Origin of the sequence: Catenulispora pinistramenti (assembly GCF_018274385.1) — a bacterium.
Taxonomy (GTDB): domain Bacteria; phylum Actinomycetota; class Actinomycetes; order Streptomycetales; family Catenulisporaceae; genus Catenulispora; species Catenulispora pinistramenti.
The window spans coordinates 1-12,823 of the sequence record NZ_JAAFYZ010000124.1 but is presented as its reverse complement, the minus strand read 5'-3'; the positions used below and the strand labels follow the sequence as shown (position 1 = coordinate 12,823).

Genomic DNA, 12,823 nt, shown 5'->3' with positions numbered 1-12,823 from the left:
GCCACCTTCGCAGCAGTAGCGGCCAGGTTGTGTCCGCTTCTCGGGGCATGATGGACGACATGCCGAAGACCTCCGCACGGTTGTTGTCCCTGTTGTCGTTGTTGCAGGTGCGCCGGGATTGGTCGGGCGCGGACTTGGCGACGCGGCTGGACGTGAGTCCGCGGACGGTGCGGCGTGACGTCGACCGGCTGCGTGAGCTCGGGTATCCGATCGCGGCGGTGAAGGGGCCGGACGGCGGCTACCGGTTGGGAGCCGGGTCCGAGTTGCCGCCGCTGTTGTTCGACGATGACCAGGCTGTGGCGCTGGCCGCGGCGTTGCAGACGGCGGTCGTCGGGGGCGGCGGTCTGGAAGAAGCGGCGTTGCGGGCGTTGAACACGGTGCGCCAGGTCCTGCCCTCGCGGTTGCGGCGCCGGGTCGACATGTTCCAGGTGACGGCGATCGAGGGGCCGGGCGAGCCGGTCAGCATGAACGTGCTCATGGCGCTGAGTACGGCGATCCACGCCCGCGAGGTGCTGCGCTTCGACTACGCCGATGGCGATGTCCCACGGCGCGCGGAGCCGCACCACCTCGTCACGCGTCGTGGGCGCTGGTATCTGGTCGCGTGGGATCTCGATCGCGACGATTGGCGGGTGTTTCGCGTGGACCGAATCAGTCCCCGTATTCCGACCGGCCCGCGCTTCACTCCGCGCGGACTGCCCGGCGGGGACGTGTCCGCTTTCGTCACGAGCCGCTTTCAGGGCTCTGACGGCGCCGGCGGCTGGCCGTGTCGCGGCGAGGTGATCCTGCACGCGCCGCTCAGCGCGGTGGCGCCGTTCGCCCGCGACGGTGTCGTCGAGGAACTGGGCCCAGACCGTTGCCGGCTCGTCTTGGGCGCCTGGTCGTGGCATGGCCTGGCGGCGGCCTTCGGGGCGTTCGACGCCGAGCTCGAAATGGTCGGGCCGCCGGAGCTGAAAGCCGCGTTCGGATTGCTGGCGCGGCGCTACGCTGCTGCGGCAGAGGGGACACCGTGATCGTAGAAGCTTTGAACGAGATCGACCGGGCGGAACGTTGGCGGTAGGGACTGCGAATAGCGCTGGGGACTGCGAACAGCGGTAGGGACTGCGAACAGCGGTAGGGACTGCGAACAGCAGTGAGGCCCGGCCGGCGCATCGCCGAGCCGAGCCCCACCACCGTCAACATGTCAACATTCAGAAAGCAGGCTCCTGATCTACTGGGAGAACACCTCCAGTTCCGAGAGCTGACCGGCCGGCCAGCCGGTGTTGGCGGTGAAGGTGAGCTTTACGTACCGCACGTTGGCGGCCGCGAAGGTGGCCGTCACCGTGTTCCCCGTGCTGGGATCGAAGGTGTAGCCCGCCGACGGGGCGAGGGTGGTGTAGTTGGTGCCGTCGGTGCTGCCCTGGATCTGGACGGTCTGGGTGCGGGTGGCCCACGCGGTGGCCGGCGGCAGGTCCATCACGATGCGGCTGACGCTGTGCGCGGCGCCGAGGTCCACCTGGAGCCACTGCGGGAAGGCGTTGTCGGTGCTCTCCCAGTAGCTGCTGGTGTTGCCGTCGACGGCGTTGCCCGGCGTGTAGTTCTGCGTGGTGCCGCTGGCGGTCGCCGGCTGGTTCAGGGCCAGGTTGCTGTTGGTGGTCGTGGTGCCGGTGCCCGACAGGGCGACCGTCAGGGGACTGCTGGGAGCGTTGCTGGCCACCGACAGGGAGCCGCTGGCGCTGCCGGACGCGGTCGGGGCGAAGGTCACCTGGACCGCGCAGGAGGCGCCGGCGGCCAGCGAGCTGCCGCAGTTGTTGGTCTGCGAGAACGGTCCGCTCGCGGTGACCGAGGAGATCGCGGCGGCGATGGTGCTCGGGTTGGACACCGTCACGGCCTGCGCGCCGCTGGTGGAGCCGACCGCTTCGTTGCCGAACGACACGTTCGACGGGTTCGCCGTCAGGGCACTGCCATTGCCGCTCGATCCGCCGCCGGGGAAGATCTGGAACTCGGACAGCTGTGCCGCGCTCCAGCCGGTGTTGGCGGTGAAGCTCAGCCGCACGTATCGGGCGCTGGTCCCGGTCGGCAGGCTGATGGACGCCGTGTTACCGGTCGAGGGATCGAAGGTGTAGCCGGCCGAGCCGACGATCTGACTGAAGGTGGTCCCGTCGGTGCTGCCCAGGACGGAGAGCGTCTCGGTGCGGGTGTTCCACGCCGAGGACGGCGGCAGGAACAGCTTGGCCGAGCCGATCGACTGCGTCGAGCCCAGATCCACGGTCAGCGTCTGCGGATAGGCCGCGCCGTCAGAGCTCTCCCAGTAGGTGTTGGCGTCGCCGTCGGTGGCGTTGGACGCCACGAAGGTCGACTCCGTGCTGCTCGCGGTGGCCGGCTGTCCCTGTGCCAGGTTGGTCGTGGAGCTGATGCCGCGCCCGGTCAGCGCCACGCTCAGGTTGCCGCCGGGGGCGCTGGTGGCGACGGTCAGCGTGCCGGTGGCGTTGCCGCCGGTGGTCGGGGCGAACGTGACTTGCGCCGTGCAGGAGGCGCCGGCGCCGATCGAGCCGCCGCAGTTGTTGGTCTGCGAGAACGGCCCGGTGGCGCTGATCGAGGAGATCGGCGCGGCACTGGTGCCCGGGTTGGTGATCGACACCGACTGCGCGGAGCTGGTCGAGCCGGAGGCGACGTCGCCGAACGACAGGGCGCTGGGCGAGGCGTGCAGCGCGCCGGGCTGTACCGGGTCCGGGAACGTGGTGAGCACCGGGGTGGTGCTCCAGCCGGAGTTCCCGCTGCCCAGGTTGAAGGTGTAGGCGCCGGCGACGTTGCCCGGGTAGCTGTTGTTGTAGGTGCCCGAGACGCCGACCCCGCTCGCGGTCACGCCGCTGACGCTGGCCGCGCCGCCGGTCTCGGCCTCGAACACGGTGGTGCCGGTGTTCTGCACCTTCACGTTGCTGATGTTCAGGCCGTTGGCGAGGTGGCCGGTGCCGTCGCCGCCGACGATCTCGAAGGCCTCATAAGGGCTGTCGAGGATCGCGCCGCCGCTGTAGTTGATCGTGACGTTGCTGAAGTCCGAGTTGTAGGGGTCGAACTGGACGGCGCCCATCACGTGGCTCCAGTTCGGGTTGTAGGCGCCGGCCCGGATCAGGTAGTTGCCGGAGACCGTGATGGTGCCGGACAACGGGGAGAACGGCTGCAGGAACGCCTCGTTGGAGATGGCAAGGCCGCTGCCCAGCGCGTTGTCGTCGGCGATCACGTTGTTGGAGATCGTGTTGTTCGAGCCGCCGTAGTCGGCGATGCCGTTGGCCAGGGTCGGCGCCACGATCGTGTTGTTGGCGAAGGTGATGTTGGAGTCGGCGGTCGGGTAGGACCAGATCGCCAGGCTGTCATCGCCGGTGCCGCGCAGGAAGTTGTTCTTCACAGTGCACTGCGAGGCGTTGCCGTTGAAGTTCAGGCCGTCGGCGTCGGTGGACTCCACGACGGTGTTCTCCACGGTGCAGTTGCTGTTGCCGTACTGCAGCCAGAAGCCGACGTTGGTGTCCTGGATCCACAGGCCGTCCACGGTGAAGCCGTTGCCCAGCGAACCGTCGATGCCGTTCGCCGAGCTGTCGTCATGGCGTCCCACCGTGTTGCCCAGGATGGCGAAGCCGCTGAGGTTCACCGGCCCGGAGACGGCGCTGGAGTTGTGGATGAACATGTTCGACTTGATCTGCGAGTACCAGCTGCCCGCGCCGACGATCGTCGCCTTCTGGGTCTGGATCGGGTTGTTCACCAGGTACGTGCCCGGCGGGATCCACACCGACTGGTTCGCGGCGTTGGCCGCGGTGATCGCGCTGTTGAAGGCGTTGCTGGAGTCGGCGGCCCCGGTGGGGTCCGCGCCTTCGCTGACGACCGAGACCGAGCCGGAGGGCTGGGTCGCCGCGGCCGGCAGGTTGTAGAAGTCTGCGACGTCGATCGTGTAGGGCACCGCAGTGTCCGAGGAATCGACCTGCAGCTTCACGACGGTGCCCTGGGGCAGGGTCTGGTTGAACATCATCCGGGCGTCGTCGAAGAACTTGTGGGTCTTGCTGCCGGTGATGCCGCCGGTGCTGATGTAGCTGTAGGCCGAGGTGAGCGACAGCTCCTGGCTCTGCTTGGTGCCGTTGACGTACACCGACAGCGAGCCGGACGCGCCCTGGGCGAGGTTGTAGTGCACGTCGACGGCGTTGGCGGCGCCGGTCAGTGTGAACTGCACGTACTGCCCGGACCCGGTGAGCTGGACCGCCTCGCGGCCGGAGGCCTCGCTGGCGACGCTGCCCTGGGTGAAGTCCGGCCCGAGCAGGGTGCCGGTGTTCGTCGAGGCCTCGGCCTCGTACTCGGTGAACGGCAGGTTCGCACCGGTGCCGGAGGGCACGTTGAACGGGGATTGGGCCCAGTACGGCGGCGTCCCGGGGCCGTTCATGGCGTGTGCCGGCGCGGCGCCGAGCACCATCGTCACACCGGCGACGGTGCTCGCGGCGGCGGTCACCAGGGCGGCGAACCGTCTGCGCAGGGGTGGGGCGGGGAAGCGGTGTCCTCTGACACGCATGCGTCCTCCTGGGCGAGAGATGGATGTGCCTAGTGGGGTGGAGCGCAGGGCACATCGTTGCAAGGGCGACAGGCGAACGCAAGACTCTGACAGCACTACGAAATATCGCGTTCATTCAACGGAACTCATGGATCACGGTCTGGAAACGCTGGCCTGCGGGGAAAACGGTGGCCGGATGCCGGGCGATCGGGCCAGGCTGTTCCCATCGAGCGGAGGTCTCGACCATGACTTAGGGGGAGCGATGAGCACGGCCGACCGCGACTGGCGCGAGGACTATCCGCCGACGCTGAAGAAGGTCGCGGGCGAAGGCGTGTCCCAGGACTTGGTGTTCGACCCGGCGATGAAACAACATGCGCGGGCGTACCGGGCCGGCGATCCGCGGTTCGCCGACGCCGGACGCGGTGCGCAGTGGTACAGCACCCGCATGGTGGCGATGGCCGCGGCGCTGTCGGCGGTCGCCGAGTGCGATTTCGGGGAGCACCTGGTGCTGCGTGGCAGTGTGCTGATGAAACTGTGGTTCGGCGCGGACGCGCGTGAGCCGGGCGACCTGGACTTCGTCGTCGACCATCGCGACTGGTCCGCGACCGATGCGCGGACCGACGAACTCTTCGATCAGGTCGCGGCCGGCGCAGAGGTGGCGGCCGACCGCGACGGCATCGTCCGGGTCGACCGGCACGGCGCGCTCAGTGACGAGATCTGGACTTACGACCGCGTCCCCGGCCGCCGGCTGGTGTTGCCGTGGAGCGCCGAGGGCTGCCCGGACGGCACGGTGCAGCTGGACTTCGTCTTCGGCGAGGAGCTGCCGGAGCCGGCGAAGGCGAGCGAGTTCTGGTTCGCGGGCAGCGTTCCGACGACCATGCGTGCCGTGTCACCGGAGCTGTCGCTGGCGTGGAAACTGCTGTGGCTGGCCACGGACTCCTACCCGCAAGGCAAGGACCTGTATGACGCGGTCCTGCTGGCCGAGGCGGTCCACGTCCCGTTTCCGCTGCTGCGGGACGTCTTCGCCGCGGAGCCGTACGGGGAGTCCCGCATCGTCCACACTCTGACGGCGAACCTCCGGGACACCCAGAAATACGACGATTGGGTGGGCTTCCAAGAAGACCATCCGGACGCGGTCGGCGGTCCCGAAGCGCTGGTGCGGCGCCTGCTCACCGCCCTGGAGCCGACGTTCGCCGAGGCGCAGGCGGCCTCGGCTTCCTGACGTCCCGGCAAGGGGCCGACGCCACAGCCCCTTGCCCAACCACCCCGCCACGAACTAGTTTCGCGGCCACCGACGACGACCCCCTTCAGCCGGCGAGGAGCCGCGCATGTCCGTAGTCTCACCGCCGCCGCCCGTCCGCGCCCGGCCGGACCAGCGCCTGCGCGGCGGAGCGTTGGGGCTGCTGGACATCGCCGGCTCGACGATGGCCAACATCGGGCCGGCGATGAGCTTCTACTTCAGCTTCGGGTTCCTCGCCACGACCTCCGGGGTCGCCTCACCGCTGACGATCGCGGCCGCCGGGCTCGCCGTGGCGTTGCTGGGGAACACGCTGGCGCAGTTCTCGCGCGCGCATCCGTCGGCGGGGAGCTTCGTCACCTTCGTCGGGACGACGTTCGGCGGCGCGAGCGCAGTGGCCACCGCGCTCTTGGCGGCACTCGGCTACATCATCGGGATCTCGGCGGTGATCGCGGTCTCCGGCGGGTTCCTGGCCACGACGCTGAAGTACTACGCCGGGTGGAGTCCGCCGTGGATGGTCTGGACTCTGGTGCTGACCGGAGCCTCGGCGGCGCTGATCGTGCGCGGGATCGTGCTGTCCACCAAGGTCGCAGGGTTCTTCTTCGCCGTGGAACTGTTGATGCTGCTGGTGGTCTCGGTCGCGGCGATCGTCAAGCACGGCGGGCACCTGTCGGCCGCGCCGTTCCTGCCCAGCCACATCCGGGGCGGGATGTCGGGGCTGGCCGAGGGGTTCCCGTTGGCTGTGTATCTGTTCATCGGCTGGGAGAACTCGGCGGCGCTGGCCGAGGAGAGCGAGAATCCGCGGCGGGATGTGGGACGTGCGGTGTTCTCCTCGGTCGCGGTGATGTCGCTGAGCTACGTGCTGTTCGCCTACGCCACGGTCACCGGCTTCGGGTACGACGTGCACAAGGTGGGAGCGGCGGACGTGCCGTTCGTCGACGTGGCGCGCGGAACGCTGGGCGTGCTGGCGTTCCTGGCCTACGTCGCCGGCCTCACCTCGACGGTCGGCTCGCTCATCGCCGGTGCCAACTCCCAGACCCGGCTGCTGTTCAACGCCGGCCGGGAGCGGCTGCTGCCGGCGTTCCTGGGCTACGTGCACCCCACCCGGCGCACGCCGACCAACGCGATCATCACCTTCATCGCCGCCGCACTGCTGATCATCGGCGGCTGGGGCCTGGGCCACGTGGTGGGCCACCACGGCCGGATGGACGCGACGTCCTTCTTCGCCGAGGCCTCATCGATGGGCTCGATCCTGATCCTGCTGGTGTATCTGGCGGCGAACGTCGCGCTGCCGTTCTACTACCGCAGATACCGGCCGACCGAGTTCCGGGTGGTGCGGCACGTGGCACTGCCGGCGCTGGGGGCGGTGGCGATCGTCGTGCCGCTGTACTACCTGGTCAAGCCGGGGCAGCCGGCGCCATACAGCTGGTTCCCGTACGTCTCGCTCGCCCTGCTGGCCGCCTCCGTGGCCTACGCGGTGGTCCTCACCCGCCGCGACCCGGCGCTGGGGGAACGGGTCGGCGCGGTCGTCGCCGACGGTTATGAGGAATGAGTGAGCGTTTCGACCTGCACGGCTACCGCTCGCCCCGCGATTTAGAGTGTCTAGCGTGGCGAACTCCGCGGGTAAGTTCGGGCCCTACCCGGCGCCGGTGCCGCCCGCGCCGGTACGCGGCGCGGGCGCCAACACCGGCACCAACACCGCCCGCCTGCCCGTGCGCCACCAAACCGGCGCCGAACAGATCCGCTCCCGGATAGCGCTCCAGGTCCGACTCGGCCAACTGGCGCCCGGCGAACGCCTGCCGGACACCGGCGTCATAGCCGAAGACCTCAGCATGAGTGAGATGACAGTCCGCCGTGCGCTGGAGACCATGTGCCAGGACGGCCTCCTGGACCGTCGCCGCGGCCGAGTCGGCGGCACCTTCGTCGCACCGAAGTGGGACGCGGTGGTCGCGGCCTTCCGCGACGAGGAACAGGCCGCCGCACTGGAGGACTTCCTCCTCCTGTTGGAATGCGGCCTGGTCGCGCGCTCGGCGGACGAACTCCCCCCGGCCTGGGACACGGGCCTGCGAACAGTCGTCGACGAGATGAACGCCACCGCCGACCACACCGAACTGCTTCGTCTGGAAACCCGCTTCCACCTCAGCCTCGCCGAGGCCCTGGGCCACGGCATGGCCGGCGAGGAGGTCGCGGATCTGTTGGGGCGGGGCTGCCTGGTGGCCGCCGTGCCCGCGGCGGCGGAGTTGCAGGAGCGGAACAAGCACCATGCGGATCTACTCAGCGCGCTGGAACTGGGGAGACTGGACGCTGCGGTCGCGGCGGTGAAGGCGCATCAGGTGGATGGGGTGGGGCGGGGGTGAGGGCCGATCGGATCGGGCTGGCTGGCTGAGGCGCTGGCCTTTCACCACAGCCTCTAGCGAGCGCATGAGCCCTAAGCCCCTGGTGCTAGGCCCAAAGCCGCATACCCCTGGCAGTAGCGCCGTGTCATCGTGGTGACACGTCATCGAAGATCGCTGTCGGCCTGCGGGATGGCCCGCAGCCTGCGCTAACGCTGGGGATTCATGAGCACTCGGATGGGCGTCGCGGAAGCAGAAACCGAACTGACGTCCCCTACCGCCTCCTGGCGCGACCTGTTCCAACCCGGCATCGGCGTACTCGTCCTGGGCCTTCTGCTCCTCGAATTCGCAACGGCGATGCAGTACTTCGCAGTAGCCGTAGTGATGCCGCTGGTAGCGCACGACCTGCACGCCGAGCGCTCCTACGGCTGGCTGCTCGGCTCCTACGGCATGGCGATGATCGCCGCCGCGCCGCTGACTCCGGGAATCACGGCGCGTCTCGGGCGCCTGCGCACCGCGGGACTGGCCTCGGTCGTGTTCGTGGTCGGCGGGGTGCTCGCCGCGGTGTCGGCGTCCGCGGTGTTCTTCGTCCTCGCGCGCGTGTTCCAGGGGTTCGGGTCCGGGGTGCTGACCACGTTCGGGGTGAGCGCGGTCGCGCACTCGATCCCGGAGCGGCTGCGCAAGCGCGTCTACTCGCTGATCTCGGCGATGTGGCTGCTGCCCGCGTTCTTGGGGCCGGTGTACGCCTCGACGGTGTCGGACCTGCTCGGCTGGCGCTGGACGCTGACCTTGCTCCTGCCGCTCGTGGTCGTCGGCCGGGCACTCGTGGTCCGTCAGGCTGCCGGGATACGGCGGGCTGAAGTCGGCGCGCCCGGCGAGAACCTCGCGAACGGCGAGAGCCGCGCGACCGGCGAGAACCTCGCGCACGGCGAGAGCCGCGAGAACGCCGAAAGCGGAGCGCCCGCCACCCAACCCCCACCCCTAGTCCGGGTCCTGATCCTCATCACCGGCTGCCTCCTCCTGCTCGGCGGCACCAGCGTCAAAAGCGTCTTGGGCCAGGCCGTCGCCGCGTGCGGCCTGGTCCTCGTCGCGCTGGCGGCCCGCCGCCTGCTTCCGCTCGGCGAGCGCGGCCCGCGCCTCGCGGTCTTCGCGATGCTGACCCTCTCGCTGGGCTACTCGGGCCTGGACGCGATGGCGACCGTCATCGCCCGCAGCGGTTTCGGCTCCTCCATCGCCGCCGCGTCGGTGGTGCTGACCTGCGATGCGGTCGCGTGGTCGACGGTGGCGTTCCTGCAGCCGAAGTTCCACGAACGCTGGAATCTGAGCACCGGGACGGCCGGGGTCCTCGGCTCGCTGCTGGTCGCGATCCCGGTCGCGGCGCTGCCGGCGCTGCTGGCAGCGCATCTGTCGTCCGGCACGGCGATGCCGCTGATGTGGGTGGCGTTCCTGGTGTCCGGCGCCGGGATGGGCTTCATCTACACGAATCTGCCGGTCACCGCGGTCAGCGTGCGGGACAAGTCGACCACGGATTCCTTCGCCGCCGGGCTCGTGCTCGCCGAGTCGATGGGGGCGAGTCTGGGTTCGATGATCGGCGGCGGCCTGTACTCGTACGGGCTCCAGCACGGCATGTCCGCCTGGCACTCGCTCGCCGTGGCGGTGGCCGCACTGAGCCTGTCCCTGTTCGCGACCGCGTTCATCGCAGTGCTGATCCGCCGCCAGCTCGTCGTGGCACCGTCACTCTGACCGCGGGAACACGCGGCAGTTGGTGTGCAGGTATCGGGCCGTGCCGTCGGCGAAGTCGTAGAGCGCGACGGTCTGGGGGTCCTCCAGAGGATCGGTCGGCGGCATCAGAAAGTGGGTGTCGCTCAGCGGCAGGAGGTCATAGCGCATCCGCTCGGGCTTGCGGAGCATCGCGGCTCGTTGCGGGTCGATGACGTTGGTCAGGGAGAGCTTCCCGGACTCGGACGACACCTCGAAACGGGCGCCAGGTCGCTCGTAGACGCCTTCGTACCTGGCCGGTTCGAGCTTCAGCGCAGGGTTCGGCGTGGGAAGGTCGGGGATCGTGGCAGCGCCGAGGTCGGTCAGGATCCCGTTGAACACGCGGCGATAGAAGGCGTCCCTCGGCCCGCCGTTCGTCAGCATCACGATCGCGGTGTCCGAGTCCGGCAGGATGCGCAGGCGGCAGCTCTGACCGATGGTGCTGCCGTCGGAGGCGTAGACGGTCTGGCCGGCCCAGTCACACACGATGAGCCCGAGCGCCCACTCCGGCCCGAAGAGATACGGGTCCGGCACGGGTACCCGCGAGTGCATCAGCTCCCTGACACTCTCCGCCGACGCGATGCGCCGACCGTTGGCGGCCGTGCCCGCGTTGAGCAGGACCTGCGCCAGCGCGAGCACGTCCCGGACCGTCGAGGTGACGCCGCCGCCGGGCCCGAAGACGCGCGGCAGGTAGTCGATCGGCGTGAGGAACGGGCCCTCGTCCAGCGACCGGATCAGATGGCCGGTCGCGGCGCGGGTCCCGGCCTGAGTCGCCACTAGATCGGGCCGAGTGCCGGTATCGGCCAGACCCATGGGATCGAACAGCCGGTCGCGCATGACGGCATCCCAGGTCTTGCCGTCGGCCACCTCCAGAATCCGCGCCAGGATCGCGTAGCCGAGCGCCAAGCTGTACCCGTGGGTGTGGCCGAGCGGGAAGACCTGCGGCGCGTCGGCGATGGCGGTGACCACGCGTTCGTACACGTCATCGTCCTCGCCGGGATCGCCGTAGAGCTCTTCGATGCCGTTGGTGTGGTTCAGCAGGTGCCGAGGAGTGACCCGGGCACTGGTCTCGGGATCGGCGACGGCGAAGCCGGGGAGGTAGCTCCGCACCGGTTCGTCCAGGCTGGCTTTGCCTTCGTCGACGAGTTGGAGGAAGGCGAGCGCGGTCCAGGTCTTGGTCATGGAGCCGCACTGGTAGATGGTGTCGGGCGTCGCAGGCTCCTGTGTTTCCACGTTCCTGACACCGACCGCCGACTCGGTGATCTCTCCGTCATGCAGGACGCCGATCGCGGCGCCGGGGATCCCGTACTCCGCGAGAAGCTGACCGATCCGGCTTGGAATCTGCTGTGGCATGGTGCAAGAAGCTATGTTGCGTTCAGAGAACCGTCAACGAGAATGCGGGATGAAACAGCTCGTGGACGCCAATCGTTGCAACAGCATTGAGAACGAACGCAAGGAGGTCTCCGGTGCCGGGAGGCAGGCTGACGTATGCGGATCGCGGCCAGATCGCCGCGTGGCTCGCTGACGGGCTCGGGTACGCCGAGATCGGCCGCCGGCTCGGTCGGCCGACGTCGACCGTCAGCCGTGAGGTCGCGCGCAACGGCGGGTTCGGTGCCTACGTGGCCGACGACGCGCAGCGGACAGCCGGCGGCCGGGCCCGCCGTCGCAAGCCGGACCGGCCGGACGGGAGCGGGCCGGACGGATGGCCGGACGAGCGGGTACGCGGCTTCGCCGAGAGCTTCGCGACCGTCCTGGCCGGAACCGGCCTGCCGCGCATGACCTCGCGGGTGTTCGTCTGCCTGCTCACCGCTGACGCCGATGGTCTGACGGCGGCCGAGCTGGTGCGTCGGCTCCGGGTCAGCCCGGCGTCGGTGTCCAAGTCCATCGGCTATCTGGAGACCGTGGAACTGGTCGCGCGCAGATCGGATCCGGGCGAGCGCCGCGAGCGGTACCTGATCGGCGACGACGTCTGGGGCACGGCGTGGCGGGCCGACACCGGTGCCCACGGCGAAGTCGCGGCCGCGGCACAACAGGGCCTTGACATCCTCGGATCCGATACCGCCGCCGGCCTCCGGCTCGGCCGGATGGGCCGATTCTTCGGACAGCTCAGCGAGCAGATGCACGGCAGCGGCCTGGCGGAGGGTGCGGTCCACGACGCCCTGACACTGGTCGCCGCACTCGTGCACGCCGGTCGGCCGGTGGGCATCGCGGGACTGGCTGACGCACTCGCGTGGTCCGAAGCGCGTGTTCGCGCCGCGGTGGAGGCGAATCGGGGCCAACCGGCGATCGCGGATCCGCTTGTGCTGCAAGACATCGGGGCTCAGGAGTATGCGGTGGTCGCGAGGTCGGACCGCTTGAGCGCGGAACAGCGGGAAGCGATTGAGAAGGCAGGCGCGCAGGGATCGCCGCAGTCGCGTTGAGGTGCCGGCAGCCAGAACGGCTAGCAGTCAGCAGCCAGCAGCCAGCAGCAAGAGTGGCTAGCAACCGGCGGCAGCAGTTAGTGCCGTGTCAGGCAACGTTTGCCCTGGTGATGACTTGGCCTGGGCGGAGGTTGTCGGTGTGGCGGTTTCGCTGGATTGCTGGTGGGATGAGGTAGTGCGGTAGAGGGTCGGTTTGGGGATCTTCTTTGGGGGTTGCAGTTTGCTGGCCGGGTTGCGGTTGAGCTGTGGATTTCAAAGCTTTTTACGCCTTCGGTCATAGTTGTGCCGGTTCGGGGTTCGGGGTGGTGGGTGTGTTTGTCGGCTGCCGGTTTTCGCGTTCACAACCCCGCCCCACCTCAGGCCTCTTCAACTCCAGCAGGTCAGAGCAAGAGCAAGATCAACAGCCACAGGCCAGATCAAGAGCCAAGGTCAAGGTCAAGGTCAAGGTCAAGTGTGTCACGAACATGGATCGGAGCTGATGTGTAGGTAGTTGCTTCGTGATGTGGTGTTCCACGGGAGATGAAGGTTTTGTGGCCCTTCGGAGCCGTCCTCGCCGGGATGGCTTCAA

General features: G+C 68.9%; 8 protein-coding genes. 6 read left to right on the top strand and 2 right to left on the bottom strand.

What is annotated here, in order from left to right:
* Window positions 1–59 precede the first annotated feature (59 nt).
* Window positions 60–1,010 (top strand): helix-turn-helix transcriptional regulator, encoded by a 951-nt coding sequence (locus KGQ19_RS29585; RefSeq protein WP_230419647.1) that lies wholly within the window; start codon window positions 60–62, stop codon window positions 1,008–1,010.
* Window positions 1,011–1,207: 197 nt separating this feature from the next.
* On the opposite strand, the gene KGQ19_RS29580 is transcribed toward KGQ19_RS29585, so the two are convergent.
* Window positions 1,208–4,528: a discoidin domain-containing protein gene (locus tag KGQ19_RS29580; protein ID WP_212014937.1), complete on the bottom strand. Its 3,321-nt coding sequence runs from the start codon at window positions 4,526–4,528 to the stop codon at window positions 1,208–1,210.
* A 241-nt stretch (window positions 4,529–4,769) separates the two neighbouring features.
* Between KGQ19_RS29580 and KGQ19_RS29575 the strand changes: the two genes are divergently transcribed.
* The 4 genes from KGQ19_RS29575 to KGQ19_RS29560 all read left to right on the top strand — a co-directional run bounded on the left by KGQ19_RS29575 (window position 4,770) and on the right by KGQ19_RS29560 (window position 9,820).
* On the top strand, window positions 4,770–5,729 hold the full coding sequence (locus tag KGQ19_RS29575; protein ID WP_212014935.1) for a nucleotidyl transferase AbiEii/AbiGii toxin family protein: 960 nt from the start codon (window positions 4,770–4,772) through the stop codon (window positions 5,727–5,729).
* A 106-nt stretch (window positions 5,730–5,835) separates the two neighbouring features.
* Window positions 5,836–7,296 carry an APC family permease gene (locus tag KGQ19_RS29570; protein ID WP_212014933.1) on the top strand — a complete coding sequence of 487 codons (1,461 nt, stop codon included), beginning with the start codon at window positions 5,836–5,838 and terminating at the stop codon, window positions 7,294–7,296.
* 55 nt (window positions 7,297–7,351) lie between these two features.
* The gene (locus tag KGQ19_RS29565; RefSeq protein ID WP_212014931.1) at window positions 7,352–8,101 is read left to right on the top strand and encodes a GntR family transcriptional regulator; all 750 of its coding nucleotides are present in this window, start codon (window positions 7,352–7,354) and stop codon (window positions 8,099–8,101) included.
* 201 nt (window positions 8,102–8,302) lie between these two features.
* Entirely contained in the window at window positions 8,303–9,820 is a 1,518-nt protein-coding gene (locus KGQ19_RS29560; protein WP_212014929.1) for an MFS transporter, read from the top strand.
* Here KGQ19_RS29560 and KGQ19_RS29555 read toward each other — a convergent pair.
* Window positions 9,812–11,188: a serine hydrolase domain-containing protein gene (locus tag KGQ19_RS29555; protein ID WP_212014927.1), complete on the bottom strand. Its 1,377-nt coding sequence runs from the start codon at window positions 11,186–11,188 to the stop codon at window positions 9,812–9,814. The two genes, KGQ19_RS29560 and KGQ19_RS29555, sit on opposite strands and share 9 nt — an antisense overlap.
* 113 nt (window positions 11,189–11,301) lie before the next feature.
* Here KGQ19_RS29555 and KGQ19_RS29550 point away from each other — a divergent pair, with 113 nt between their 5' ends.
* Window positions 11,302–12,255, top strand: a complete 954-nt coding sequence (locus KGQ19_RS29550; protein WP_212014925.1) for a helix-turn-helix domain-containing protein — start codon at window positions 11,302–11,304, stop codon at window positions 12,253–12,255.
* Window positions 12,256–12,823: the final 568 nt, after the last annotated feature.

What these genes read in the sequence shown, in the direction of transcription:
- KGQ19_RS29575 (WP_212014935.1), top strand. Translation starts at nt 4,770, where the DNA reads ATGAGCACGGCCGACCGCGACTGGCGCGAGGACTATCCGCCGACGCTG.
- KGQ19_RS29560 (WP_212014929.1), top strand. Translation starts at nt 8,303, where the DNA reads ATGAGCACTCGGATGGGCGTCGCGGAAGCAGAAACCGAACTGACGTCC.
- KGQ19_RS29570 (WP_212014933.1), top strand. Translation starts at nt 5,836, where the DNA reads ATGTCCGTAGTCTCACCGCCGCCGCCCGTCCGCGCCCGGCCGGACCAG.
- KGQ19_RS29585 (WP_230419647.1), top strand. Translation starts at nt 60, where the DNA reads ATGCCGAAGACCTCCGCACGGTTGTTGTCCCTGTTGTCGTTGTTGCAG.
- KGQ19_RS29580 (WP_212014937.1), bottom strand. Translation starts at nt 4,528, where the DNA reads ATGCGTGTCAGAGGACACCGCTTCCCCGCCCCACCCCTGCGCAGACGG.
- KGQ19_RS29555 (WP_212014927.1), bottom strand. Translation starts at nt 11,188, where the DNA reads ATGCCACAGCAGATTCCAAGCCGGATCGGTCAGCTTCTCGCGGAGTAC.